A 23603-nucleotide genomic window follows, 5' to 3' on the forward strand; every position below is an offset into this window, starting at 1 on the left:
GCCGCCCCGTGTCGGCGGTGCGAGGCCCGTGACCGGCTCCCGCGGCGGACCTCCGCCGCCGCCCCGCCGACCCCTCATCTGCCGGCTGGGCGGACGGATCCGCCACCCGGGGCGGGGCGCCCGACGCGCCGCCTTCCCGGTGCCACCACTCTCCCGTCCCGGCAGGTCGGCGGGCCATCCGCTGACGTACTCAACCCCGGATCTGAGTACGCGTACTCAGATCCGTCGGCCCCGGACCCGGCCGTGGCCGGAACCGGCGGGCCGACCCGGCACGTCCGGGTACGGTACGGCCGTGGCCGGGGCGGACCGGCCACGGCCACGAGAAGGAGGGGGAAAGCGATGAGGAGGGGGAAGCCATGACGATCGTGCCGCTGATCTTCACCAGCGGACTCGCCAGCGGTATCAACGCCTACGCGGTGGTGCTGCTGCTCGGACTGCTGGGCCGCTTCGGCGGCGCGGACTCGGTACCGCCCGCACTGGAGCGCACCGACGTGCTGGTCGCGGCCGCCGTACTGTTCCTGCTGGAGGCGGTGGCCGACAAGATCCCGTTCGTCGACAGCCTCTGGGACTCCGTGCACACCGTGATCCGGCCGATCGCGGGCGCCACCGTCGGCGCGCTGATCGCGAGCACCGACCCGGGCTCGCTCGGCGAGGTCGCGGCGGGCGCGATGGGCGGCACCACGGCGCTGGTCAGCCACCTGGTCAAGGCCTCGCTGCGGATGGCGGTCAACACCTCGCCCGAACCGGCCAGCAACATCGCGGTCAGCATGGCGGAGGACCTGTCGGTGGCCGGGCTGGTATCCCTGGCGATCTTCCACCCCTGGCTGGCCGCCTCGATCGCCGCCGTCCTGCTCGCCGTCGGCCTGCTGCTGGTCTGGTTCGCGGTCAACCGGATCCGCGCCTTCCGGGCCCGCCGCCGCGAACGCCGCGCCGCCCGCGACGCCGGGTCCGCCGCCCGCGAGCAGGAGGCGGACCGGCCGTACGTCCCGCGGCGCTGAGGACGGCGCCCGCCCGGTCCGGCCCGGCCCAGGTCACGGCCTAGGATCAGGTGCCATGGCACGGATCGTCATCATCGGCGCAGGAATGAGCGGGCTCGCGGCGGCCTCCAGGCTGGCCACCCTCGGACACCGGGTGACGGTCTGCGAGGCCGGCGGCACGTACGGGGGCATGGTCGGCCGGTACGAGCGCGACGGATTCGCCTTCGACACCGGTCCCGGCCTGCTGACCCTCCCGGCCGTCTACCGCGACCTCGCGCTGAAGACCGGCAAGGAGCCGCTGGAGCAGCTCGTCGACCTCGCCCCGGTGGACCCGGAGAGCCGGCACCTGTTCCCGGACGGCACCGCCGTCAGCCTGCCCAACGCCTCCCGCGGCGGCGTCAGCCAGGCCCTGGACGCCGCCTTCGGCGCCGGCTCGGGCGCCCGCTGGAGCGCGGTCATGAACCACGGCCGGACGGTCTGGGAGGCCACCCGCCGCCCGCTCCTGGAGGAGCCGCTCCCGGCCGACCGGTCGCCGCTGCACACCGACCCCTACCCCGTCCCGCCCCGGCGCGGCCTGCTCGCCCGGCTCGGCCGGCCCCGCCCGTGGACCCTCGCCGACGTCGCCGCCCGCGAACTCGGCGGCCACCCCGGCCTCACCGCCCTGCTGGCGGAGCACGCCCTGCGTTTCGGCCTGCCCCCCGGGTCCGCCCCCGCCGGGGCCACCGTGCTGCCGTACATGGAGCAGTCCTTCGGCGTCTGGTACGTCCGGGGCGGCCTGCGGGCCCTGGCGGACGCGGTGCACCGGCGCTGCGAGCTGCGCAAGGTGGAGTTCCGCTTCGACACCCCGGTCACCGAGGTGCTGGTCGAGGACGGCCGGGCCCGTGGCGTCGACACCCCGGGCGGGCGGATCGACGCGGACCTGGTGGTCTCCTCGATGGACACCAGGGCGCTGTTCCGTGACGGTCTCGCCCGGTGGCCGGAGCTCGGGCCCGACCACGGGGAGCCGTCCGAGGTGCCCGGCCGGTTCAGCGTGCTGCTCGCGCTGCGCGGCGCCCGGCCGGCCGGCACCCCGCACCGGACGGTGGTGCACGCCGCCGACCCTGCGGCCGAGCAGAACGCCCTGACCCTCCCGGCCCCGCCCTGCGAGCGCCCCACCCTCCAGGTGCTGCGCCCGGACGATCCCTCGCTGCGCCCCGACGACGCGCACGAGAGCGTGGTGCTGACCGCGACCGTCCCCGCCCAGGGCGACGTCGACTGGACGGCGCCCGGGGTCGCCGAGCGCCACGCGGACCGGCTGCTGGCGCACGCCGACGCCGCCGGCCTGGGCCTGCGCGAACGGGTGCTGTGGCGGGTCGTGCGCACCCCGGACGACACCCGCCGGGAGACCGGCGCCCTCGGCGGGTCGGTCCCCCGCCCCGCGCTCGCCGGAGACGGCGGCGGATGGCTCCAGCCCGCCAACGAGTCGCCCGTCCCCGGCCTCTACCTGATCGGCGGAGCGGCCCACCCCGGCGGCGGACTGGCCCGGGCCGGGATGTCCGCCTGCATCGCCGCCAACCTGATCGGCCCGGCGTAGCGGCCCTGGCGCCGGACCTCAGCCCTGGGGCCAGGTGTTCTGCTGCTGGTAGCCGTAGGTGTGGTCGTAGGACTGCTGCTGCGGGATGCCCTGGGGGTGCTGGCCCGGCTGCTGGCCGGGGTGCTGCTCCAGGTGTTGCTCGGGGTGCTGCTGCGGGGTCTGCCACTGCTGCTGGGGGTGCTGCTCCCAGCCGGGCTGCTGCTGCGGGTAGGACTGGTACTGGTCCTGCTGCGGGTAGCCGTTGTACGGGTCGGACTGCTGGGGGTAGGCCCCGTAGCCCTGGTCGTAGGCGAAGGCCGGCTGCTGCTGGCTCTGCCACTGCTGCTGCTCGTAGGCCGGCTGCGGCTGGGCGGCGTTGTCGTAGCCGGACTGGTAGGCCTCGGCGTAGGGGTCGTGCGGCGCCTGCGCCTGCTGCTGCTCGTAGTAGGCGGGCGCGTAGACGCCGTCCTGGGCGAGTTCCTGCATCTCGAAGGCGGCGGTCTGCTCGACCTCGGGGACGTCCTCGGCAACCGGGGCGGGGGCGGCGACCGGGGCCTCCTCGACGGCGCTGACCTCACCGATCCGCTTGTCGGTGGCCTCGACCGCGGCCACGGCGGCCGCGCCGCCGGTGAGGGCGCCGAGCAGGGGCACCTTGGCGAGCGGGCCGGGCAGCGAGCCGTCGGCCTTGCGCAGCGACCAGCCGGCCCGGTAGCCGCGCTTGACGGAGAGGGTGACGAAGGTCTGGCCGGCCGCGAAGAGGGCGGCGCCGGCGCCGATCACCGGGACGGAGCCGAGCACCATGCCGGCGGCCACTGCGAGGAAGCCGACCAGGGCGAGGGCCCGCCAGTGCAGCGGGGCCCGGTTCTGCAGCAGGACCTCGGCGACCAGCCAGAGCGCCACCACCGCCAACGCGACGTACAGCAGCAGGTATCCGATGCCCATCCGCCCGCTACCTCCAGTCGCGTGCCCGCGCTCGCCGCGCGTGTGCGGCGACTGTACCGGTTCAACGGCCGGGGTACCGCATCGCGTTCCCGCCGGTCGCGGCCGGGGCCCACACGACCGAGCCCGTCACCGTCGGGGCGGTGACGGGCCGGTGAACGTCCGGGCCCGCGGGCCCGATCGGCCCGGCGCAGGACCCCCGACGGGGCGCCGGACGGGGCCTACGCGTGGCGCTGGTGCAGGCCGAGGTTCTGGTAGATCTCCAGCGTCGCCGTGGAGTGGTTGAGCGTGATGAAGTGCAGGCCGGGCGCACCCTCGGCGAGGAGGCGTTCGGCCATCGCGGTGGCGTGTTCCATGCCGATCGCGCGCAGCGCCGCCGGGTCGTCGACGGCGGCCCGCAGCCGGGCCTCCAGGTCGGCGGGGAAGGCGGAGCCGCTCAGCTGGGGGAAGCGTTCCAGCTGCTTGGCGTTGGTGACCGGCATGATCTCCGGGATGATCGGCGTCTCACAGCCGGCGGCGGTGACCCGGTCGCGCAGCCGCAGGTAGTCGTCGACCTCGAAGAACATCTGGGTGATCGCGTAGTCGGCGCCCGCCCGGACCTTGCCGACGAAGTGCCGGATGTCCTCGTCCCAGTCGGTGGAGCGCGGGTGCATGTTCGGCGAGGCGGCGACGCCGACGCAGAAGTCGCCGATGCCCTTGATCAGCTCGACCAGCTCGTACGCGTACGTGACGCCGTCGGGGTGCCTGACCCATTCGCCCATCGGGTCGCCGGGCGGGTCCCCCCGGACCGCGAGGACGTTGCGCACGCCCTGGTCGGCGTACTGGCCGATGATGTTGCGCAGTTCGGCGATCGAGTGGTCGACGGCGGTCAGGTGGGCGACCGGGGTCAGCGTGGTCTCGGTGGCGATCCGGCCGACCATGTTGACGGTGCGCTCGCGCGAGGAGCCGCCGGCGCCGTACGTCATGCAGACGAAGTTGGGGTCCAGCGGTTCGAGCCGACGGATGGCGTCCCAGAGTCTCTGCTCGCCGACCTCGGTGCGCGGGGGCATGAACTCGAAGGAGAAGGACCGCTTTCCGGCTGCCAGGAGTTCGCGGACCGTCAGTGCGCGGTCCGGTCTGGTGGAAGCGATGCCGAGTGCCATGCTGGCAGGTTATCCGGCGTTCGAAGGGGCCGGACAACTCGGTACCACGGATTGAGACAAGCGGTGGACGATACTCCGTCCGGTGGTCCGTCGAATTCCGACCGGCGTTCGGGGCCCGCGCCGGGTGTGCCCGCACGCCCGCGCGCACGCCCGCTCGCACATTCGTTCCCGGCTACCCCGCTACGCTTGCTGCACCCCAGCGAACCAGCGGAGCCTCATCGTGACCTCGTCCAGCAACCGGCCGGCCAACCCCATAGACGTGGAGGACGTCCGCGCGCGCGTCAACGCCGCCCTCGCCGCGTTCATGGACGGCCAGTCCGCCCTGTTGGACAAGATCTCCCCGCAGCTCGTGCCCGCCGCCGACGCCCTGCGCGACTTCCTGCTGGACGGCGGCAAGCGGCTGCGCCCGGCCTTCTGCTACTGGGGCTGGCGCAGTGCCGGCGGCCCGGCCGGCGGCGAGGGCATCGCGAACGCGGCGGCCGCGCTGGAACTGCTCCAGGCGAGCGCCCTGGTGCACGACGACCTGATGGACCGCAGCGACACCCGCCGCGGCCTGCCCTCGATCCACCGCCGCTTCGAGGCGCTGCACCGGGCGAACGGCTGGCGCGGCGACCGCGAGCAGTACGGCGCCTCGGCGGCGGTGCTGCTCGGCGACCTGCTGCTGATCTGGTGCGACGAGCTGTTCCTGCGCTCGGGCCTGGAGCCGGCCGCCGTGCTGGCCGCCAAGCCGGTGTTCGACCTGATGCGCACCGAGGTCATGGTCGGCCAGTACCTGGACGTCCTGGAGCCGGTGGCCGGCGACTCCGCCGACGAGGGCGCGCTCGACCGGGCGCAGACGGTGCTGCACTACAAGTCGGCGAAGTACACGATCGAGCGGCCCCTCCAGGTCGGCGCGCTGCTGGCCGGGGCCGGCCCGGAGCTGGTGGCGGCGCTGGGGGCGTTCGGGCTGCCGCTGGGCGAGGCCTTCCAGCTGCGGGACGACCTGCTCGGCGTCTTCGGTGATCCGGCGGTCACCGGCAAGCCGGCCGGGGACGACCTGCGCGAGGGCAAGCGCACCCTGCTGGTGGCGCACGCGATGCGGGGCCTGCCGGCCGCCGACGCCCGGCACCTGGACGAGCGGCTCGGCGCGCCGGACCTGGTGCCCGAGGAGGTCGCCGGGCTGCGCGACCTGGTGGCCCGCAGCGGCGCGCCCGAGCGGGTGGAGCGCAGGATCGACGAGCTGATGCGGCAGTCCCTGGCCGCGCTGGAGGCGGCGCCGCTGGCCGACGAGCAGGCCCGCACGGTGCTGCTGGCCCTGGCCGAGGCCGCCACCGTCCGCAAGTACTGAGATCCGCACGCAGGGGGATCCGCAGGTACGGGGAACGGTGACGGCCCCCGGGGCCGTCAGGCCGAGCGCACCCGCCGGGCGAGCTCGGCGGCGGCGGCCTGCGGGTCGTCGGCGGCCGTGATGGCACGGACCACGACGATCCGGCGGGCGCCGGCGGCCAGCACCTCGTCGAGGTTTCCGAGGTCGATGCCGCCGATGGCGAACCACGGCCGGTCGGTGCTCTGCTTCGCCGCGTACGAGACCAGGCCGAGGCCCGGCGCCGGGCGGCCCGGCTTGGTCGGGGTCGGCCAGACCGGGCCCGTGCAGAAGTAGTCCACGCCGGGCTCGGCGAGCGCCGCGTCCACCTCGGACTCGGCGTGGCAGGACCGGCCGATCAGCACCTCGTCGCCGAGGATCGCCCGGGCGGCCGGCACCGGCAGGTCGTCCTGCCCGAGGTGCAGCACGTCCGGCCGGGCCGCGTGCGCGACGTCGGCGCGGTCGTTGACGGCCAGCAGCTTGCCGTGGCGGCGGCAGGCGTCCGCGAAGACCTCCAGGGCCGCCAGCTCCTGCTTGGCCTCCAGGCCCTTGTCCCGGAGCTGGACGATGTCCACCCCGCCCGCCAGCGCCGCGTCCAGGAACTGGGCGAGGTCGCCCTGCTCCCGGCGGGCGTCGGTGCACAGGTACAGCCGGGCGTCGGCCAGCCGCCGGCGCGGTGTGTCCGCCGCCATCAGATCAGCATCGCCTGGGCGCGCCGCTTGACCTCGGTGCCGCGGTTCTCCTGCAGCGCCTGGATCGGGCTGCCGGGCAGCGACGGGTCCTCGGTGAAGAGCCACTCCAGGATCTCCACGTCGTTGTACCCGCAGTCGCGCAGCACGGTCAGGGTGCCGGACAGGTGCTTGACCAGTCCCTGGCCGTCGATGAACGCCGCAGGGACCTGCAGCGACTTGTTGGGGCCCCGCCGGACGGCGATCAGCCCGCCGCTGCGGACCAGGTCGCGCACCTCGGTGACGCGCACCCCCCACTGCTCCGAGATGTCGGGCAGGTACATCCACTCGGAAACCAGGGCTTCGATCTTGCTTTCAATCTCACTCACGCCACCAGACTGCCACCTCCACAGCCCCCCGCGCACCAGCCGCTACCCCGCGACCGCCGACTTCAGCGGCACCGAGGGGTCCGCCGCGCGGGCCCGGTCCAGCGCGGTGCCGCGCTCGATCAGCCGGCGGCCCTGGGTGAGGTCGCGCGGCCGGTCGACGGCCAGCAGCGCGCTCGGCACCCCGTCGCGCAGCCAGAGCGCCGTCCAGGAGGCGTCCTGCGGGCCGCCGCGCCACAGCAGTTCGTCGCCCTCGGCGTGCCGCCCGGCGTACTGGACCATCCGCCCGAACTGCTCCGACCAGAAGTACGGCACCGGGTCGTACGGCGGCGCGTCCGCGCCGAGGACGGCGGCCGCCACGGCCTCGCCGGACTGCAACGCGTGGTCCCAGTGCTGGACGGCCAGCCGGGCGCCGGAGCGGGCGGACGGGTAGCTGACGCAGTCCCCGGCCGCGAAGACGCCGGGCAGGCCGGTGCGCAGCCGCCCGTCCACCAGGACGGCGCCGGTGCCGTCCAGCTCGACGCCGGAACCGGCCAGCCAGCCCGTCGCGGGCCGGGCGCCGACGCCGACCACGACCTCGTCGGCGGGCAGGTGCGAGCCGTCCGCCAGCAGCACCGCGCCCTCCTCGACGGCGGCCACGCCGACCCCGCAGCGCAGGTCGACACCGGCCTCGGCGTACCAGGCGGCCATCGCCGAACCGACCTCGGCCGGCAGCGCGCCGGGGACGGGCGCCGGGCCCGCCTCGACCACCGTCACCTCGCAGCCGGCCGCGCGGGCGGCGGTGGACACCTCGGCGCCGATCCAGCCCGCGCCGACCAGCACCAGCCGCAGGCCGGGCCGCAGCAGGGCACGCAGCGCCAGCGCGTCGTCCAGGGTGTGCAGCAGGTGCGCGCGCTCGGCGCCGGGCAGGGCGCGCGGGGTGGCGCCGGTGGCGATCACCAGGGCGTCGTACGGGAGGTCGCCGGCGTCGGTGTGCAGCACTCCGGGGGCGAGGCCGGTCGCGCGGCGGCCGGTGAGCAGTTCGATGCCCAGGTGCGGGTAGTCGATGTCCAGGGTGGTGGCGTCGGCCTTGCCGAGCAGCACGTCCTTGGAGAGCGGCGGCCGGTCGTACGGCGCGTGCGGCTCCTCCCCGACCAGCGTGATCCGCCCCCGCCAGCCGCCCTGCCGCAGCTTCAGGGCGCACTGCGCCCCGGCCAGCCCGGCCCCGACGACGACCACCTGATCCGTTCCGTTCAGCTCTGCCACGCCCGTCACTGTACTCAGCGCCCTGCCGGGGCCACCGGCCCGTCCACCCCACGTACGGGCCTTCGGCCGGGCCCGCCCCCGGCGTTATGGTGGGGGCACCATCACGGGAGCCCGGCGTACCGGGCTGAGAGGCGGGCTGGCACGGCCCGCGACCGTCCGAACCTGATCCGGGTCATTCCGGCGAAGGGAGAAGAGCAGCCTTGTCACGCTTGCCCGAGGAAACCCACGCCGACGTGTTGGTGATCGGCGGGGGCATCATCGGCCTCGCCGTCGCCTGGCGCGCCGCGCAGCGCGGGCTGGGGAACATCGTCGTGGTCGACCCCTCCCCCGGCGGCGGGGCGGCCGGGGTCGCGGCCGGGATGCTCGCCCCGGTCACCGAGCTGCAGTACGGCGAGGAGCCGCTGCTGCGCCTCGGCATGGCCTCCAACCAGCGGTACGGGGACTTCGCCGCCGAGCTCACCGAGGCGAGCGGCGGCCTGGACACCGGGTACCGCCGGTGCGGCACGATCGCCGTCGCGCTGGACTCCGACGACCGCGAGGAACTGCGCGAGCTGCACGCCTTCCACCAGCGGCTCGGCCTGGACTCGGCCTGGCTGACCGGCCGGGAGGCCCGCAGGCTGGAGCCGATGCTCGCCCCCGGCGTGCGCGGCGGCCTGCACGTCGCGGACGACCACCAGGTGGATCCCCGCCGGCTGCTGACCGCCCTGGTGGCCGCCTGCGAGCTCGCCGGGGTCGTGCTCCACCGGGCCGAGGCCGTCGGGCTGCTGGTCGAGGACGGCCGCGCGGTCGGCGCCCGGCTCGGCACCGGCGAGACACCGAGGGCCGACCAGGTGGTGCTCGCGGCCGGCCCGCACAGCCACCGGCTGCCCGGGCTGCCGGAGGGCGTGCTGCCGGCCGTCCGCCCGGTGAAGGGGCAGATCCTGCGGCTGCGAATCCCCGAGGCGTACCGGCCGTTCCTGTCCCGCAACGTCCGCGCGGTGGTGCGCGGACAGCACCTGTACCTGGTGCCCCGGGAGAACGGCGAGCTGGTGATCGGCGCGACCACCGAGGAGCAGGGCTACGACACCACGGTCACCGCCGGCGGGGTGTACGAACTGCTGCGCGACGCCCACGAGTTGGTGCCGGGCATCACCGAACTCCCGCTGCTGGAGACCTCGGCCGGGCTGCGTCCCGGTTCGCCGGACAACGCCCCGCTGCTGGGCCCGACCGCGCTGCCCGGGCTGGTCGCCGCCACCGGCCACTACCGCAACGGCGTGCTGCTCACCCCGGTGACCGCCGACCTGCTCGCCGAGTACCTGGCGACCGGCGAACTCCCCGAGCTTGCAAAGCCGTTCACGCCCACCCGGTTCTCCCCCGACCGCTCCACCACGAAGGCCTCCGCATGACCGAGATCGCACCACCCCAGACCACACCGGCCCAGACCACACCGGCCGAGATCGGGCTGACCGTCAACGGCGAGCCCCGCCGGGTGTCCGCCACGACCACCCTCGCGGAGGTGGTGGCCACCCTCAGCGCCGCCCACAGCGGCGTCGCCGCCGCCCTCAACGAGGCCGTGGTGCCGCGCAGTTCGTGGCCGGCCACGGAACTGTCGGCGGGCGACCGGATCGAGATCCTCACCGCCGTCCAGGGAGGCTGACATGGCTGACGACCTGCTGACCATCGCCGGGGAGTCCTTCGGCTCCCGGCTGATCATGGGCACCGGCGGCGCACCCAGCCTGGAGATCCTGGAACGGGCGCTGCTGGCCTCCGGCACCGAGCTGACCACCGTGGCGATGCGCCGGGTCGACGCCGGCACCCAGGGCTCCGTCCTGGACGTGCTGACCCGCAACGGCATCCGGGTGCTGCCCAACACGGCGGGCTGCTTCACCGCCGGGGAGGCCGTGCTGACCGCCCGGCTGGCCCGCGAGGCGCTCGGCACCGACTGGGTGAAGCTGGAGGTGATCGCCGACGAGCGGACCCTCCTGCCGGACCCGATCGAGCTGCTGGACGCCGCCGAGACCCTGGTCGACGACGGCTTCACGGTGCTGCCGTACACCAACGACGACCCGGTGCTGGCACGCAAGCTGGAGGACGTCGGCTGCGCGGCGATCATGCCGCTGGGCTCGCCGATCGGCTCCGGCCTGGGCATCCGCAACCCGCACAACTTCCAGCTGATCGTGGAGGACGCGGGCGTCCCGGTGATCCTGGACGCGGGCGCCGGCACCGCCTCGGACGTCGCGCTGGCGATGGAGCTGGGCTGCGCGGCGGTGATGCTCGCCTCCGCGGTGACCAGGGCGCAGGACCCGGTGCTGATGGCCGAGGCGATGCGGCACGCCGCCGAGGCGGGCCGGTTCGCCCACCGGGCCGGCCGCATCCCGCGCCGGTTCCACGCCGAGGCCTCCTCGGCGATGGCCGGCCGGGCGGAGCTGGACACCCGCGAGCACCCGGCGTTCTGACGCCCTGGCGCACGGCACCCGCCCGCGTGTGCCGTGTCACAAACCGGGCACAGCCGGGCCCGGAGGCGATGTCCTCCGGGTCCGGCTGCCGCCTGCGGCCCTAGACTCTCCGGGTGGACATGGCACTGCACGACCCCCTGATCGGTACCCTGCTCGACGGCCGGTACCGGGTCGAGCAGCGCATCGCGACCGGCGGGATGTCCACCGTCTACAAGGGCACCGACACCCGGCTGGACCGGGTCGTCGCCCTCAAGGTGATGCACCCCGCGCTGGCCGGGGACGACGGCTTCACCGCCCGGTTCATCCGCGAGGCCAAGGCCGTCGCCCGGCTCTCCCACCCGAACGTGGTGAACGTCTTCGACCAGGGCGCGGACGGCGCGAACGTCTTCCTCGCCATGGAGTACGTGCCCGGCCGCACCCTGCGGGACCTGCTGCGCGACCGCGGCGCGCTGTCCGTGCGGGCCGCGCTGGACGTGCTGGAGCCGGTGCTGGCCGCCCTCGGCGCCGCCCACCGGGCCGGGCTGGTGCACCGGGACGTCAAGCCGGAGAACGTGCTGATCACCGAGGACGGGCTGGTCAAGGTCGCCGACTTCGGCCTGGTCCGGGTCCTCGGCACCGCCGACGGCGCGCCCACCTCGACCAGCACCTCGACCAGCACCGCGACCGGCGGCACGGTCCTCGGCACCGTCTCCTACCTGGCCCCCGAGCAGATCCTCCCGGACGCCCCCACCGACCAGCGGGTCGACGTCTACGCGGCCGGCATCCTGCTCTACGAGATGCTCACCGGCCGCCGCCCGCACACCGGCGACAACCCCGTCCAGGTGATGTACAAGCACCTGCACGAGGACGTCCCCGCCCCCTCGCTGATCGCCCCGGCCGTCGGCCCCGGGCTGGACGCCATAGTGGCCGGCGCCTGCGCCCGGACGGCCGAGGCCCGCCCGTACGACGCGGTCGAACTGCTCGCCGCCCTCCAGCGGATCCGCCGCACGCTCACCCCGGCCGAGCTGGACGCGGAGCCGCCGGCCTCCACCCGGCCCAGCCCGCGCTACCCGACCAGCGAGCCGACCTCGGTGATCCAGCAGCCGGCGGGGCCCGCAGCCGGGGCGCCGGAGCCCACCAGCGTGCTGGACGTGCCGGCGGAGCTGCTGGACCAGCTGCTGGTCGAGCCGCGCCCGTACGACGAGCCGACCCCGGTGCGCGGGCGCCGGCCCGGCCTGCTGCGCCGCCTCCCCCGCAAGCCGCTGATCTGGGTCGCCGCGCTGACCGCCCTGGTGCTGGCGGTCGGCGGTGCGACGTACGGGCTGTCCGAAGGGCTGTACGGGCCGGTGCCCGGCGTGCTCGGCAAGGACCGGGCCGAGGCGCAGCGGATCCTGGACAAGGACGGCATGCACGGCCGCTTCGTCGAGGCGTTCAGCGAGAGCGTCCCGGCCGGGCAGGTGATCGCCACCGACCCCGGGGTGGGCGCGCGGACCCGCAAGAGCGACACCGTGACGGTGACCGTCTCCAGGGGCCCCAAGCGGATCGCGGTGCCGGACCTGGCCGGGAAGACCGCCGACCAGGCCGCCGACGCGCTGACCGCGGCCCAGCTGACCAGGGGCGGCGTGACCGGGACGTACGACGACACCGTGCCGGAGGGCGTGGTGATCAGCAGTTCGCCGGCGGCCGGGCAGCTGCTCCAGGAGAACACCGCGGTCTCGCTGGTGGTCAGCAAGGGCATGGTGCCCGTCCCGGACGTCACCGGGATGAGCAAGGACGACGCGGCGAAGGCGCTCCAGGCGGCCGGCTTCACGATGCAGACCAGCGGGGTCAACCTGTTCGGCACCGGCAAGGTGTCCAGTCAGTCCCCGGCGGCCGGCGAGCGGCGCCCGCAGCACACCGCGGTGACGGTCAACTTCCCCTTCTTCTAAGGGGATTCCTCCGAACGTCGGCCCACCCTCAGCGCAGCGGGCCGTCGCCCGGCTCCTCCTGGTGGGAGTAGCGCTGCTCGCGCCACGGGTCGGCGAGGTTGTGGTAGCCGCGCTCCTCCCAGAAGCCCCGGCGGTCGGCCCGCATGTACTCCACCGCGCGGACCCACTTGGGGCCCTTCCAGGCGTACAGCCCGGGGACGATCAGCCGGACGGGGAAACCGTGCTCGGCGGTCAGCGGCTCGCCGTTGCGGTGGGTGGCGAAGATCGTCCGCGGGTCGGCGAAGTCGGCCAGCCGCAGGTTGGCGCTGTAGCCGTACTCGGCCCAGACCATCACGTGGGTGACGCCGGGCGCGGGGGGCTCCAGGTCGAGGAGGGCGGCGGCCGGCACGCCCGACCACTCGTTGCCGAGCAGCGTGAACTTGGTGACGCAGTGCAGGTCGGCGACGACGGTGGTGCGCGGCAGGGCGTGGAAGGCCTCGAAGTCCCAGCTGTGCTTCTCCGCCGAGGCGGTGGCGCCGAACACCTGGAGGTCCCAGGTCAGCGGCTTGAAGCGGGGTACGGGCCCGTAGTGCAGGGCGGGCCAGCCGCGCTGCACGCGCTGCCCCGGGGGGAGCCTCGGGTCAGACGGCGGAAGCGGTTCTTGTTCGGACTGACCCATGACTCCATGGTGACAGACGGCGGCCGACGCGCCGTGCGCGCCCCTTCGCGCGACCACACGCCCCGCCCCCAAGAACCGGTGATCGGGCCCGTATCGGCTCAAATCGGATATTCCAAAACATGTCCTAGTGAGTGTGAACTTACTGGAATTTTCTCCCATTTCGATGCCAGGATGCGCAGCGCAGGAGTCACAACAGGCCGTAGCGCAGGGAGGCACCAGCCATGCAGGGCGACCCAGAGGTCATCGAGTTCCTCAACGAGCAGCTCACCGCGGAGCTCACCGCGATCAACCAGTACTTCCTGCACGCCAAGATGCAGGAGAACTTCGGCTGGACGAAGCTCGCCAAGTACACCCGGCACGAGTCCTTCGACGAGATGAAGCACGCCGAGACTCTCACCGACCGGATCCTCTTCCTGGACGGGCTGCCGAACTACCAGCGGCTGTTCCACGTCCGGATCGGCCAGACGGTCAAGGAGATGTTCGAGGCGGACCGCCAGATCGAGGTCGAGGCGATCGACCGGCTGAAGCGCGGGATCGTGGTGATGCGCGCCAAGAACGACGTCACCTCGGCGAACATCTTCGAGGACATCCTGGCCGACGAGGAGCACCACATCGACTACCTCGACACCCAGCTGGAGCTCCTGGAGAAGCTCGGCGAAGCCCTCTACCTCGCCCAGGTGATCGAGCAGCCGGACTCCTGAGCCCTCAGGCCGCGCGCAGCGGGGCGACCGGGGTCGGGGCGGCCTGAGTCACGGTGGCCGCCGGCGCGGACGCGGCCTGGTCCTGCGGGTCGGCCAGGCCGAGCTTCGCGGCGAGGCGGGCGGTCGGGCAGGGCCGGGCGCCGTGCTCGCCGAGCAGGGCCTGGATCCGGCGGACGCAGGATCCGCAGTCGGTACCGGCCTTGCAGCCCCGGGCGATCTGGCGCGGGGTGCCGGCCCCGGCGTCGATCGCCTTCTTCACCTGGTCCTCGGTGACCGCATGGCACATGCACACGTACATCGCGGACTCTCCAGGGTGGTGCGGCGCCGACCGGCGGAACGATCTTGACTAAGGCTTGCCTTACTTCACTAAGCCTCACCTTACCCGGCGATCCGGGCACGAAAAAGCCCCTCCGGGCTCGGGGACCCCGAATCCGGAGGGGCTTTCGTCACATTCGTTCACCGGTGACCCGCCGGCGGCGGCTCACCCGTGGCAGCTCCCGTGGCAGCTCACTGGCCGCGGTACATCTCCGCCACCAGGAACGCCAGGTCCAGCGACTGGCTGCGGTTGAGCCGCGGGTCGCAGGCCGTCTCGTAGCGCTGGTGCAGGTCGTCGACCAGCACCTCGTCGCCACCGCCGACGCACTCGGTCACGTCGTCGCCGGTCAGCTCCACGTGGATGCCACCCGGGTGGGTGCCCAGCGCGCGGTGCACCTCGAAGAAGCCCTTGACCTCGTCGAGCACGTCGTCGAAGCTGCGGGTCTTGTGGCCGCTGGAGGCCTCGAAGGTGTTGCCGTGCATCGGGTCGCAGATCCACACCGGCTGGGCGCCGGACGCGGTGACCTTCTCCACCAGGGTGGGCAGGTGGTCGCGGACCTTGCCCGCACCCATCCGGGTGATGAAGGTGAGGCGGCCGGGCTCGCGCTCCGGGTCCAGCTTCTCGATCAGGGTCAGTGCCTCGTCGACCGAGGTGGTCGGGCCGAGCTTGACGCCGATCGGGTTGCGGACCTTCGAGGCGAACTCGATGTGCGCGTGGTCCAGCTGGCGGGTGCGCTCGCCGATCCACACCATGTGGCCGGAGACGTCGTACAGCTCGCCGGTGCGCGAGTCCACGCGGGTCAGCGCGGTCTCGTAGTCGAGGATCAGCGCCTCGTGCGAGGAGAAGAACTCGACGGTCTTGAACTCCTCCGGCGCCACACCGCAGGCGTTCATGAACGCCAGGGCGTTGTCGATCTCCCGGGCGAGCTGCTCGTAGCGCTGGCCGGCCGGCGAGTTGCGCACGAAGTCCTGGTTCCAGGCGTGCACCTGGCGCAGGTCCGCGTAGCCACCGGTGGTGAACGCGCGCACCAGGTTCAGCGTCGCGGCGGACGCGTTGTACATCCGCTTGAGGCGCTCCGGGTCCGGGATGCGGGACTCGGGGGTGAAGTCGAAGCCGTTCACCGAGTCGCCGCGGTAGACCGGCAGCGTCACGCCGTCGCGGGTCTCGGTCGACTTGGAGCGCGGCTTGGAGTACTGGCCGGCGATCCGGCCCACCTTCACGACCGGCACCGAGGCCGCGTACGTCAGCACGGCGGCCATCTGCAGCAGGGTCTTCAGCTTGTTGCGGATGTGCTCCGCCGAGACGCCGTCGAAGGCCTCGGCACAGTCACCGCCCTGCAGCAGGAAGGCCTCCCCGCGCGCCACGGCGCCGAGCCGGGCGCGCAGCTGGTCGCACTCGCCGGCGAACACGAGCGGCGGATAGGAGGCGAGCTCGGCAAGGGTCTTGCGCAGAGCCTCTTGGTCCGGCCATTCAGGCTGCTGCGCCGCGGGCAGGGACTGCCAGGAGTGGCCAGTCCTCGATGTCTCAGTCGTCACGGTCACACCACCAAGGCTACGGGGTGACCCGAGCGATTCGTGACCATTGCCCGAGGGGTGAGACATAACTCGGACAAACACGTGACCGGGCTCACCCTCCCCGCACGATCCGCTACGCTCGAACCATGCACGCGCCCCACACCCACTCCTGGTGGTGGGCCTCCCCCAAGGGTGGCCCACCGATCGCGCGTTCCTAGACGAACACGACGGCCGCCCCTCGGGGCGGCCGTCGGCGTATGCGCAGACGGCCCTCCGGGAGCGGATCCCAGCACCGCACCTCACCAGTCCCCCGGAAGGAAGCCGCTCCGTGACCGCCACCGCCGACCTGCTCGCCCGCCTCACCGCTCCCGACGCGCCCGCGTTCGCCCTGCTGCACCGCCGCACCCCCCGGCTCGCCCCGGACACCGTCGAGGTGCTGATGGGCACCGTCGACAGCTACCGGAACCTCGCCGACCTGCCGGTCCGCACCGGCGTCCCGGCCGACGGCCCCGTGCACGACCTGCTCGCGCTCGTCCCGTACCGGCAGATCCGCGAGCGCGGCTTCGAGGCGCACGACGACGGGACCCCGCTGCAGGCCCTCTCGGTGGCCGAACAGCACACCCTGCCGCTGGCCGAACTCACCGCCGCCCTGCCGCAGTCGCCGGTCTCGCTCACCGGCGGCTCGTTCGACATCGACGACGAGGCGTACGCCGCGATCGTCCGCCGGGTGATCGAGGAGGAGATCGGCAACGGCGAGGGCGCCAACTTCGTGATCCGGCGCGACTTCGGCGCCACCCTGGAGAACTTCTCGCCCGCACTCGCGCTCACCCTGTTCCGGCGGCTGCTGGAGCAGGAGCGCGGCGCCTACTGGACCTTCCTGGTGCACACCGGAGAACGCGTCCTGGTCGGCGCCTCCCCCGAGGTGCACGTCCGCCAGAGCGGCGGCACCGTCGTGATGAACCCGATCTCCGGCACCTACCGCTATCCGACCGGCGGCTCGGACATCGACTCGCTGCTCCGGTTCCTCCACGACCCCAAGGAACTGGAGGAACTGACGATGGTCGTCGACGAAGAGCTCAAGATGATGTGCACGGTCGGCGACCTCGGCGGCCAGGTGCTCGGGCCCCGGCTCAAGGAGATGTCCCATCTCGCCCACACCGAGTACGAGCTGCGCGGACGCACCTCGCTGGACGTCCGCGAGGTGCTCCGCGAGACGATGTTCGCCGCCACCGTCACCGGCAGCCCGGTCCAGAACGCCACCCGGGTCATCAAGCGGTACGAGCCCGGCGGGCGCGGCTACTACTCCGGCGCGCTCGCCCTGATCGGCCGCTCCGCCAGCGGCGGACAGCTGCTGGACTCGCCGATCTGCATCCGCACCGCCGACATCGACCCGGCCACCGGCCGCCTGGTCGTCCGGGTCGGCGCCACGCTGGTCCGCCACTCCGTCCCCGAGTCCGAGGTCGCCGAGACCCACGCCAAGGCCGCCGGGGTGCTCACCGCGATCGGCGCCCGGCCCGCGCCCGCCCGGCTGCCCGGCCCCACCGGCCCCCGGCTGGCCGACGACCACCGCGTCCAGGCCGCCCTGGACGCCCGGCGGGCCGACCTCGCCCCGTTCTGGCTGCGGATGCAGACACCGACCGTGGTCACCGAGCCCGCGCCGACCCTGGTGGTCGACGGCGAGGACACCTTCACCTCGATGCTCGCCCACCTGCTCACCTCGATCGGCCACCAGGTCAGCGTCGTCCGCTACGACGCGCCCGGGCTGCCCGCCCTGCTGGCGGCGCACCGCGGACCGCTGGTGCTGGGCCCCGGGCCCGGCGACCCGGCGCTCGCCGACGACCCCAAGATGGCCCTGCTGCGGCCGGTCGTCGCGGACGCCCTGGCAGCCGTCCGGTCCGGGGCCCGCACCGCGCCGCTGCTCGCGGTCTGCCTCAGCCACCAGCTGCTCTGCGGCGAGCTCGGGCTGGCGCTGGGCCGCAAGGACGTCCCGTACCAGGGCGCGCAGGAGAGCATCGATCTGTTCGGCACCAAGCACACCGTCGGCTTCTACAACACGTTCACCGCGCGCTGCTCGGACGCCGACGCGGCCCGGCTCGCCGCGCGGGGCGTCGAGGTCGCCCGGGACGCCGTCACCGGGGACGTCCACGCGCTGCGCGGGCCCGGCTTCGCCGGCCTCCAGTTCCACCCCGAGTCGGTGCTGACCCGCGACGGCGTCGGCATCGTGGCGGGCCTGCTGCGCGAGGCGGCGGCCGTCCGCGGCTGAGCAGCCGGTGGGGGGCCGGTCCCGGGAGACCGGCCCCCGCCGCACGCGGGATCGCCGAGGCGGCCGGATCCCACCGGAGCCGTCAGATGTCGTCGTCCAGCCCCTGCTCGATCGCGTACCGCACCAGTTCCACCCGGTTGTGCAGTTGCAGCTTGCCGAGCGTGTTCTGGACGTGGTTCTGCACCGTCCGGTGCGACAGCACCAGCCGGTCGGCGATCTGCCGGTACGACAGGCCCTTGGCCACCAGGCGCAGGACCTCGGTCTCCCGGGCGGTCAGCTGCGGGACGGCCGGCGCGGAGGCCGGGGCCGGTTCGGCGGCCAGCCGGCGGAACTCGCCCAGCACCAGGCCGGCCAGGCCCGGGGTGAACACGGCGTCGCCCACGGCCGTGCGCCGCACCGCGTCCAGCAGCTCCTCCCGCCCGGCCGACTTGACCAGGTACCCGGTCGCGCCGGACTTCACCGCCTCCAGCACGTCCTGGTGCTCGCCGCTGGCCGAGAGCACCAGCACCCGCACCGCCGGGTCCTGCGCGACCACCTGGCGGCACACCTCGGCGCCGGGCAGACCGGGCAGGTTGAGGTCCAGCACGACGACCTGCGGCGAGCAGGCGCGGGCCCGGCGCACGGCCTCCTCGCCGTCGCCCGCGGTGGCCACCACGTCCAGCCCGGCCTCGGCGAGGTCCCGCGAGACGGCGTCGCGCCACATCGGGTGGTCGTCCACGACCATCACCCGTATCGGCCGGTCAGTCGTCGGCTGATCGGTCATCAGACCCCTTCCGCGGGACGCGGAGTTCGACCTCGACGCCCTCCCCGGGCGCCGAGTACAGCTCGGCCGTGCCGCCGAGGTCCAGCAGCCGGCCGCGGATGGACTGGGAGACGCCCAGCCGCCCGGCCCGCTCCGCCTCGCCGAGGCGGCCGGGGGCGAAGCCGGGGCCGTCGTCGCGGATGCTGACCGTGACGGCCTGCGGCTCGTCCTCCACCAGGATCCAGGCCCGGGCCCGCTCCCCGGCGTGCCGGCGGACGTTGTCGACGGCGGCGCCGACCGCCGCGGCCAGTTCGCCGGCCGCCCCGGCGGACAGCAGCACCGGCCCGCCGGGGGCGGACAGCGTGATCCGCTCGTCGGCGTACGGGCGCAGCAGCGCGGTGAGGTCCTGCGGCTCCCCGGCCCCGCGCTCCGGCGGGCGCTGCCCCGGGATCGGGCCGCCGGTCATCAGCGCCCGCAGGGCGCGCTCCTGCTCGCCGGCCAGCCGGCCGAGTTCGGCGAAGTCGGCGTCGCCGCCCGGGCGTCCACCGGCCACGGCCGCAGCGCCCTCGGTCGGCCGCACGGTGAGTTCCGCGCCGTGGCGCTGGACGAGGGCGAGCACCTGGAGCACGCCGTCGTGGATGTCGCGGGAGAGCCGCTCGCGCTCCCGGGTGGCCGCCTCGACCTGGAGTGCCCGGGTGAGCGTCGCCTCGCTGGCGCGGGCCAGTTCGATGACGTAGCCGATGGCGCAGCCGGCCACCATCAGCAGCATGATGTTGTGGACGTTGTCGCCGGTCGCGCCGCCGTGGCCGAGGATGTTGGCGACGCCGATCACCGTGCCCGCGGCGGCCGCCCAGCGCCAGCCGCCCTTGCCGGCGAAGCCGAGCACCGTACCGGCGGCCCAGATGGTCGGCAGGGTGGGCGCGCCGTGGCTGATCCGCACCGGGTCGTCGGTCAGGCCGCTCATCACGATGCCGGTGACGGCGAGGGTGAGGTCGGTGCCGAGCACGTACCAGGTGCAGCGCTGCGGGCCAGCGAAGGCCCGGGTGCTGGCGAGCGTCCAGAGGGTGAGCGTACCGAGGAAGATCCAGCCGGCGACCGGGTGCAGGAAGTCCAGGTAGGAGTTGAGGTAGCGCAGCAGGGCGTAGCAGAGGGCCAGCAGCCGGAAGTAGGAGATGGCCTTCCACAACGGCAGTTCGACGGACATGCCCCCGGCCGCGACCGCGCCGCCGACTGCCCCGGTTCTCTCGCCGTCCGTCATCCTTCCGCCCCTCCCCTGGGCCGCGCCCGCGGTCGTCAGGCCGACCCGGTCTCCTTCGGCTCCTGCCCGGACTGCTCGGCCTTCTCCGTCGCGGCGGCCTTGTCGGCGGCGGCCTTCTCGGCCTCCGCCTCCGCCTTCTCCGCCTTGGCGGCGGCCTTGCGCTCGGCGTCGGCCTTCTTCTTGTCGTCGGCGATCTGCCGCTTGGCCGCGGTCGCGTAGATGTCCACGTACTCCTGGCCGGAGAGCCGCATGATCTCGTACATCACCTCGTCCGTCACCGAACGGAGGATGAAGCGGTCGTTCTCCATGCCGTGGTAGCGGGAGAAGTCCAGCGGGCGGCCGATCCGGATGCCGGGGCGGGTACCGAAGTTGGGGATCACCTGACCGGGCGGCTGGACCTTCTCGGTGTCGATCATGGCGACCGGGATGACCGGCGCGCCGGTGGCCAGCGCGACGCGCGCCAGGCCGCCGACCTTGCCGCGGTACAGCTTGCCGTCGGGCGAGCGGGTGCCCTCGGGGTAGACGCCGAACAGCTCGCCGCCGTCCAGCACCGCGATGGCGCTGCGGATCGCGGCCTCGCCCGCGCCGCGCACGCCCGAGCGGTCCACCGGCAGCTGGCCGACGCCCTTGAAGAACGCGGCGGTCAGCCGGCCCTTGATGCCCGGGGTGTTGAAGTACTCGGCCTTCGCGATGAAGGTCACCCGGCGTTTGATCAGCGCGGGGAAGAAGAAGGAGTCCGAGAAGGACAGGTGGTTGCTCGCGATGATGGCCGCGCCCTCGGTGGGGATGTTCTCCTCACCCTCGATCCACGGCCGGAAGAAGATCCGAAGCAGTGGCGCGACGATCATCTTCATCAGTCGGTAGAACAACCCGGGCCTCCTGTTATGCGGACCGGTCGATCCTAATGCCCCGTGGGCTCGGCCCGCGCCCCGCCCCGCCCCGGCGGGCCGCCGCCGGACTCCCGCAGACACTCGCGCGGGGGCCGTCGCGAGGGGTGTGCGGCCCGCGCGGGAGCCGCCATGAGGGGTGTACGTCCCGGGCGGGGCCGTGGGACGATGCGGATTCCCGCAGCCTCCCCCTCCAGCGTCCCTCCCCCAGCGCCACCCGCCCGCGAAGGAGTCCGCCATGCCGTTGCTGCCCGGTGCCGAACCGTACCGCCACCGCGGCGGACCGGTGGGGGTGCTGCTGTGCCACGGCTTCACCGGGTCGCCGCAGTCGCTGCGGCCCTGGGCGGAGGAACTGGCCGCGGCCGGGTTCAGCGTGTCGCTGCCGCTGCTGCCCGGACACGGCACCCGGTGGCGGGACATGCAGGTCACCCGCTGGGAGGACTGGTACGCCGAGGTCGAGCACGAACTGCTGACGCTGTCCGCCGAGTGCGAGCAGGTCTTCGTCTGCGCGCTGTCGATGGGCGGCGCGCTGGCGCTGCGGCTGGCCGCGCTGCACGGTCCGGCGGTGTCCGGGCTGGTGCTGGTCAACCCGTCGGTGCGCTCGGACAACCCCGCGAGTGTGCTGCTGCCGGTGCTGCGGCACCTCGTGCCGAGCGTGCCCGGGATCGCCGACGACATCGCCAAGCCCGGCGCGGTCGAGCTGGGCTACGACCGGACGCCGCTGAACGCCGCCTGGTCGCTGGGCCGGCTGTGGCGGGACGTCCGACGGCGGCTGCCGCAGGTGACCCAGCCGGTGCTGCTCTTCCGCAGTCCGCAGGACCACGTCGTCTCGCCGGCCAACTCGGAACTGGTGCTGGCCCGGATATCCTCGACCGACGTGACGGAGCGGCTGTGCCAGCGCAGCTTCCACGTCGCGACGCTGGACCACGACGCGGCGGAAATATTCGCGGCCAGCCAGGACTTCATCCGACGGCTGGCCCCCGCGCACGCGGTGGGCGTCACCGGGGTCGAATCCGACGATCACCATGGCTGAAGGGCCGGAAGTGCACGAGAGCAGCACGGCGGGCGGCGGGGACGAGGCACCCCGCGAGGACGGCGCGACGAAGGACGGCACGGCGAAGGACGGCACCGCGCAGAGCGGCGCCCCGGCGGACCGTCCGGGGGCGGACGGCGTCACCGCCCCGGCCGCGGAGGCCCCCGAAGCGACGGCCGCCGACCGGCGCCCGGCCGAACCGGACGCCACCGCGCCCGCGGAGCCCCGCACCCGGCGCGCCCCCGAGCGCAGCCAGGCCGAGCAGGACGAGATCTTCGCCGCCCTGGTCGCCCAGTTCGACGACCCCGTGGACCTCACCAATCCCAACTGGCCGGAGGTCGAGAACCTCCGGGCGCAGAGCGAGCTGAAGGGCGGCCTCAAGGACGCCCCCGGCTCCCGGACCGACCCGGACGACCTCGCCGACCTCGCCCCGCAGCCCCGCCCCCGCTCCGGTCGGCCGGTGATGCCGGCGGCGGGCTCGGGCCCGCGTGACTTCGAGCTGGCCGAGGAGACCGACGAGGACCACTACGTCCCGCCGGAGCCCCCGCCGCTGCCGACCGCCGACGTCACCGCGAAGTTCGCCTGGCTCGCGGTGCTCGGCGGCCCCGCCCTGCTGCTGTTCGACGCGGTGGTGTGGCGGGAGATCGCCGGCTGGCCGGCCTGGGTCGGGATCACCGCCTTCCTCGGCGGCTTCGTCACCCTGGTGACCCGGATGAAGGACCGCGACGAGGACGAGCCCGAGGACCCGGACAACGGCGCGGTCGTCTAGGTTGCCGGAGCCTCCGGCAGCTCCAGCACCGCGAGCACCGGCAGGTGGTCGGTCGCGGCGCGCAGGTCGGCCTCGGTGACGCCGGGCAGCCCGTGCGGCACCCCGCAGCCGAGGACGGTGATCCCGGGCGTGGCGAACACGGCGTCGATCCGCTGGTAGGGGCGCTCGGGGACGGACGTGAACTCGCCGCCCCAGGGCGCGGTCGGGTACCCGTCCTGGAGCCGCGCGGCCAGCAGCTGCCAGCCCCTGCCGTCCGGGTGCTCGTTGAAGTCCCCTGCCACGATGCCGTGTTCGGCGATCCCGAGCTGGTCGAGCAGCAGCTCGAACTGGCCGTACCGCTCGTCGGCGTCCAGGCTGAGGTGGCAGCTGGTGAGGGTGAACGGCGCCGCTCCGGGCAGTCGCAGCAGCGCGGTGGCGAAGCCCCGGGCGTGCAGGCCGCGGGTCTTGGGCAGCAGCCGGTCGTGCACGCCCAGCAGTTGCGCCGCGCCGGGCCGGCCGAGCAGCAGCGGCCCGGCGGCGGTCCGGCCGCCGCCGGCCAGGACGGCCGTCCCGGTGCTCCGGGCCAGCCAGGCGGCCTGGCCCTCGGGCCGCCAGTAGCGCGGCGACTCCTGGATGCAGACCAGGTCGGGCGCGCAGGCCCGGATCACCCGGGCCAGCGCCCGCCGGTCGTCCCGCAGCGAGCGGATGTTGTAGCTGAGCAGGCGCAGTCGGCGCGGGCCGGGCGGCGGCGGTTCGGCGGGTGCCGTGGTCATGGTCCTGGTCCTCCCCGTACGTACGTGGTGCGTGGGACGACCGTACGGCAGGGCCGGGGGCGTGCGTCGGCGGCGGCGCGTCCGGGGTTGGTCGGGGTCCGGTCGCACCGCCGCCGG

Annotated in this window: 23 protein-coding genes and 1 riboswitch; of the genes, 11 read left to right on the top strand and 12 right to left on the bottom strand. The window is 74.1% G+C overall.

Translation table 11 applies throughout. The features are described 5' to 3' along the window. The first annotated feature begins 356 nt into the window (after nucleotides 1-356). Nucleotides 357-998, top strand: coding sequence for a DUF4126 domain-containing protein (locus AB0O82_RS12745; RefSeq protein ID WP_363582940.1), 642 nt, complete (start codon nucleotides 357-359; stop codon nucleotides 996-998). 55 nt (nucleotides 999-1053) lie between these two features. Beyond that, nucleotides 1054-2550 (top strand): NAD(P)/FAD-dependent oxidoreductase, encoded by a 1497-nt coding sequence (locus AB0O82_RS12750; protein ID WP_363582942.1) that lies wholly within the window; start codon nucleotides 1054-1056, stop codon nucleotides 2548-2550. An 18-nt stretch (nucleotides 2551-2568) separates the two neighbouring features. Here the strand turns inward: AB0O82_RS12750 and AB0O82_RS12755 are convergent, their stop codons facing one another. Continuing rightward, nucleotides 2569-3471, bottom strand: a complete 903-nt coding sequence (locus tag AB0O82_RS12755; RefSeq protein WP_363582944.1) for a hypothetical protein — start codon at nucleotides 3469-3471, stop codon at nucleotides 2569-2571. Between the two features lie 218 nt (nucleotides 3472-3689). Then, the gene (metF, locus tag AB0O82_RS12760) at nucleotides 3690-4610 is read right to left on the bottom strand and encodes a methylenetetrahydrofolate reductase [NAD(P)H] (protein WP_363582946.1); all 921 of its coding nucleotides are present in this window, start codon (nucleotides 4608-4610) and stop codon (nucleotides 3690-3692) included. 220 nt (nucleotides 4611-4830) lie between these two features. Between metF and AB0O82_RS12765 the strand changes: the two genes are divergently transcribed. Further along, nucleotides 4831-5937, top strand: a complete 1107-nt coding sequence (locus tag AB0O82_RS12765) for a polyprenyl synthetase family protein (RefSeq protein ID WP_363582948.1) — start codon at nucleotides 4831-4833, stop codon at nucleotides 5935-5937. Between the two features lie 56 nt (nucleotides 5938-5993). On the opposite strand, the gene thiE is transcribed toward AB0O82_RS12765, so the two are convergent. The 3 genes from thiE to AB0O82_RS12780 are packed head-to-tail and all read right to left on the bottom strand — an operon-like array spanning nucleotide 5994 to nucleotide 8260. Then, nucleotides 5994-6644 (bottom strand): thiamine phosphate synthase, encoded by a 651-nt coding sequence (gene thiE / locus AB0O82_RS12770; RefSeq protein WP_363582950.1) that lies wholly within the window; start codon nucleotides 6642-6644, stop codon nucleotides 5994-5996. Next, complete coding sequence (locus AB0O82_RS12775) at nucleotides 6644-7009, bottom strand: Rv2175c family DNA-binding protein (RefSeq protein ID WP_350884398.1); 366 nt, start codon at nucleotides 7007-7009, stop codon at nucleotides 6644-6646. Before AB0O82_RS12775 ends, thiE begins: the two co-directional genes overlap by 1 nt. A 42-nt stretch (nucleotides 7010-7051) precedes the next feature. After that, nucleotides 7052-8260, bottom strand: a complete 1209-nt coding sequence (locus AB0O82_RS12780) for an FAD-dependent oxidoreductase (RefSeq protein WP_363582952.1) — start codon at nucleotides 8258-8260, stop codon at nucleotides 7052-7054. Between the two features lie 84 nt (nucleotides 8261-8344). Further along, nucleotides 8345-8457: riboswitch (TPP riboswitch) on the top strand. A 3-nt stretch (nucleotides 8458-8460) separates the two neighbouring features. Between AB0O82_RS12780 and thiO the strand changes: the two genes are divergently transcribed. The 4 genes from thiO (at nucleotide 8461) to pknB (ending at nucleotide 12593) form a co-directional block, all read left to right on the top strand. After that, complete coding sequence (gene thiO, locus AB0O82_RS12785) at nucleotides 8461-9636, top strand: glycine oxidase ThiO (protein WP_363582954.1); 1176 nt, start codon at nucleotides 8461-8463, stop codon at nucleotides 9634-9636. Then, a complete protein-coding gene (thiS, locus tag AB0O82_RS12790) occupies nucleotides 9633-9887 on the top strand; it encodes a sulfur carrier protein ThiS (RefSeq protein WP_363582956.1) in 255 nt (84 codons plus the stop codon). Before thiO ends, thiS begins: the two co-directional genes overlap by 4 nt. A 1-nt stretch (nucleotide 9888) precedes the next feature. Next, the gene (locus AB0O82_RS12795) at nucleotides 9889-10686 is read left to right on the top strand and encodes a thiazole synthase (protein WP_363582958.1); all 798 of its coding nucleotides are present in this window, start codon (nucleotides 9889-9891) and stop codon (nucleotides 10684-10686) included. Nucleotides 10687-10805: 119 nt separating this feature from the next. Beyond that, the gene (gene pknB / locus AB0O82_RS12800) at nucleotides 10806-12593 is read left to right on the top strand and encodes a Stk1 family PASTA domain-containing Ser/Thr kinase (RefSeq protein WP_363582960.1); all 1788 of its coding nucleotides are present in this window, start codon (nucleotides 10806-10808) and stop codon (nucleotides 12591-12593) included. A 28-nt stretch (nucleotides 12594-12621) separates the two neighbouring features. On the opposite strand, the gene AB0O82_RS12805 is transcribed toward pknB, so the two are convergent. Further along, nucleotides 12622-13251 carry a molybdopterin-dependent oxidoreductase gene (locus tag AB0O82_RS12805; RefSeq protein WP_063347259.1) on the bottom strand — a complete coding sequence of 210 codons (630 nt, stop codon included), beginning with the start codon at nucleotides 13249-13251 and terminating at the stop codon, nucleotides 12622-12624. 221 nt (nucleotides 13252-13472) lie between these two features. Here AB0O82_RS12805 and bfr point away from each other — a divergent pair, with 221 nt between their 5' ends. Further along, nucleotides 13473-13952 (top strand): bacterioferritin, encoded by a 480-nt coding sequence (gene bfr, locus AB0O82_RS12810; protein ID WP_363582962.1) that lies wholly within the window; start codon nucleotides 13473-13475, stop codon nucleotides 13950-13952. Nucleotides 13953-13956: 4 nt separating this feature from the next. Here bfr and AB0O82_RS12815 read toward each other — a convergent pair whose 3' ends face one another. Both AB0O82_RS12815 and AB0O82_RS12820 read right to left on the bottom strand, forming a co-directional pair. After that, nucleotides 13957-14250: a (2Fe-2S)-binding protein gene (locus AB0O82_RS12815; RefSeq protein ID WP_363582964.1), complete on the bottom strand. Its 294-nt coding sequence runs from the start codon at nucleotides 14248-14250 to the stop codon at nucleotides 13957-13959. Between the two features lie 209 nt (nucleotides 14251-14459). Then, on the bottom strand, nucleotides 14460-15809 hold the full coding sequence (locus AB0O82_RS12820; RefSeq protein ID WP_063347262.1) for a class II 3-deoxy-7-phosphoheptulonate synthase: 1350 nt from the start codon (nucleotides 15807-15809) through the stop codon (nucleotides 14460-14462). A gap of 301 nt (nucleotides 15810-16110) precedes the next feature. Here AB0O82_RS12820 and AB0O82_RS12825 point away from each other — a divergent pair, with 301 nt between their 5' ends. After that, entirely contained in the window at nucleotides 16111-18045 is a 1935-nt protein-coding gene (locus AB0O82_RS12825; RefSeq protein WP_363582966.1) for an anthranilate synthase family protein, read from the top strand. An 82-nt stretch (nucleotides 18046-18127) separates the two neighbouring features. On the opposite strand, the gene AB0O82_RS12830 is transcribed toward AB0O82_RS12825, so the two are convergent. The 3 genes from AB0O82_RS12830 to AB0O82_RS12840 are packed head-to-tail and all read right to left on the bottom strand — an operon-like array spanning nucleotide 18128 to nucleotide 20914. Further along, on the bottom strand, nucleotides 18128-18808 hold the full coding sequence (locus tag AB0O82_RS12830) for a response regulator transcription factor (protein ID WP_063347264.1): 681 nt from the start codon (nucleotides 18806-18808) through the stop codon (nucleotides 18128-18130). After that, a complete protein-coding gene (locus tag AB0O82_RS12835) occupies nucleotides 18786-20045 on the bottom strand; it encodes a DUF5931 domain-containing protein (RefSeq protein ID WP_363582968.1) in 1260 nt (419 codons plus the stop codon). The genes AB0O82_RS12830 and AB0O82_RS12835 overlap by 23 nt, the downstream gene beginning before the upstream one ends. Before the next feature lie 35 nt (nucleotides 20046-20080). Beyond that, nucleotides 20081-20914, bottom strand: coding sequence for a lysophospholipid acyltransferase family protein (locus AB0O82_RS12840; RefSeq protein WP_363582970.1), 834 nt, complete (start codon nucleotides 20912-20914; stop codon nucleotides 20081-20083). 256 nt (nucleotides 20915-21170) lie between these two features. Between AB0O82_RS12840 and AB0O82_RS12845 the strand changes: the two genes are divergently transcribed. Together AB0O82_RS12845 and AB0O82_RS12850 are read left to right on the top strand one after the other, a co-directional pair. Beyond that, nucleotides 21171-21965 (top strand): alpha/beta fold hydrolase, encoded by a 795-nt coding sequence (locus AB0O82_RS12845; RefSeq protein ID WP_363582972.1) that lies wholly within the window; start codon nucleotides 21171-21173, stop codon nucleotides 21963-21965. Continuing rightward, entirely contained in the window at nucleotides 21958-22734 is a 777-nt protein-coding gene (locus AB0O82_RS12850; protein WP_363582974.1) for a hypothetical protein, read from the top strand. The genes AB0O82_RS12845 and AB0O82_RS12850 overlap by 8 nt, the downstream gene beginning before the upstream one ends. On the opposite strand, the gene AB0O82_RS12855 is transcribed toward AB0O82_RS12850, so the two are convergent. Continuing rightward, the gene (locus tag AB0O82_RS12855) at nucleotides 22731-23486 is read right to left on the bottom strand and encodes an endonuclease/exonuclease/phosphatase family protein (protein ID WP_363582976.1); all 756 of its coding nucleotides are present in this window, start codon (nucleotides 23484-23486) and stop codon (nucleotides 22731-22733) included. The genes AB0O82_RS12850 and AB0O82_RS12855 overlap by 4 nt on opposite strands. Between the last annotated feature and the right edge of the window lie 117 nt (nucleotides 23487-23603).

The sequence above is a fragment of the Kitasatospora sp. NPDC088264 genome (assembly GCF_040685715.1).
GTDB lineage: Bacteria > Actinomycetota > Actinomycetes > Streptomycetales > Streptomycetaceae > Kitasatospora.

What these genes read in the sequence shown, in the direction of transcription:
- metF (WP_363582946.1), bottom strand. Translation starts at nt 4,610, where the DNA reads ATGGCACTCGGCATCGCTTCCACCAGACCGGACCGCGCACTGACGGTC.
- thiS (WP_363582956.1), top strand. Translation starts at nt 9,633, where the DNA reads ATGACCGAGATCGCACCACCCCAGACCACACCGGCCCAGACCACACCG.
- AB0O82_RS12795 (WP_363582958.1), top strand. Translation starts at nt 9,889, where the DNA reads ATGGCTGACGACCTGCTGACCATCGCCGGGGAGTCCTTCGGCTCCCGG.
- AB0O82_RS12745 (WP_363582940.1), top strand. Translation starts at nt 357, where the DNA reads ATGACGATCGTGCCGCTGATCTTCACCAGCGGACTCGCCAGCGGTATC.
- AB0O82_RS12845 (WP_363582972.1), top strand. Translation starts at nt 21,171, where the DNA reads ATGCCGTTGCTGCCCGGTGCCGAACCGTACCGCCACCGCGGCGGACCG.
- AB0O82_RS12750 (WP_363582942.1), top strand. Translation starts at nt 1,054, where the DNA reads ATGGCACGGATCGTCATCATCGGCGCAGGAATGAGCGGGCTCGCGGCG.
- AB0O82_RS12830 (WP_063347264.1), bottom strand. Translation starts at nt 18,808, where the DNA reads ATGACCGATCAGCCGACGACTGACCGGCCGATACGGGTGATGGTCGTG.
- AB0O82_RS12805 (WP_063347259.1), bottom strand. Translation starts at nt 13,251, where the DNA reads ATGGGTCAGTCCGAACAAGAACCGCTTCCGCCGTCTGACCCGAGGCTC.
- bfr (WP_363582962.1), top strand. Translation starts at nt 13,473, where the DNA reads ATGCAGGGCGACCCAGAGGTCATCGAGTTCCTCAACGAGCAGCTCACC.
- AB0O82_RS12815 (WP_363582964.1), bottom strand. Translation starts at nt 14,250, where the DNA reads ATGTACGTGTGCATGTGCCATGCGGTCACCGAGGACCAGGTGAAGAAG.
- thiE (WP_363582950.1), bottom strand. Translation starts at nt 6,644, where the DNA reads ATGGCGGCGGACACACCGCGCCGGCGGCTGGCCGACGCCCGGCTGTAC.
- AB0O82_RS12850 (WP_363582974.1), top strand. Translation starts at nt 21,958, where the DNA reads ATGGCTGAAGGGCCGGAAGTGCACGAGAGCAGCACGGCGGGCGGCGGG.
- AB0O82_RS12835 (WP_363582968.1), bottom strand. Translation starts at nt 20,045, where the DNA reads ATGACGGACGGCGAGAGAACCGGGGCAGTCGGCGGCGCGGTCGCGGCC.
- AB0O82_RS12855 (WP_363582976.1), bottom strand. Translation starts at nt 23,486, where the DNA reads ATGACCACGGCACCCGCCGAACCGCCGCCGCCCGGCCCGCGCCGACTG.
- pknB (WP_363582960.1), top strand. Translation starts at nt 10,806, where the DNA reads ATGGCACTGCACGACCCCCTGATCGGTACCCTGCTCGACGGCCGGTAC.
- AB0O82_RS12755 (WP_363582944.1), bottom strand. Translation starts at nt 3,471, where the DNA reads ATGGGCATCGGATACCTGCTGCTGTACGTCGCGTTGGCGGTGGTGGCG.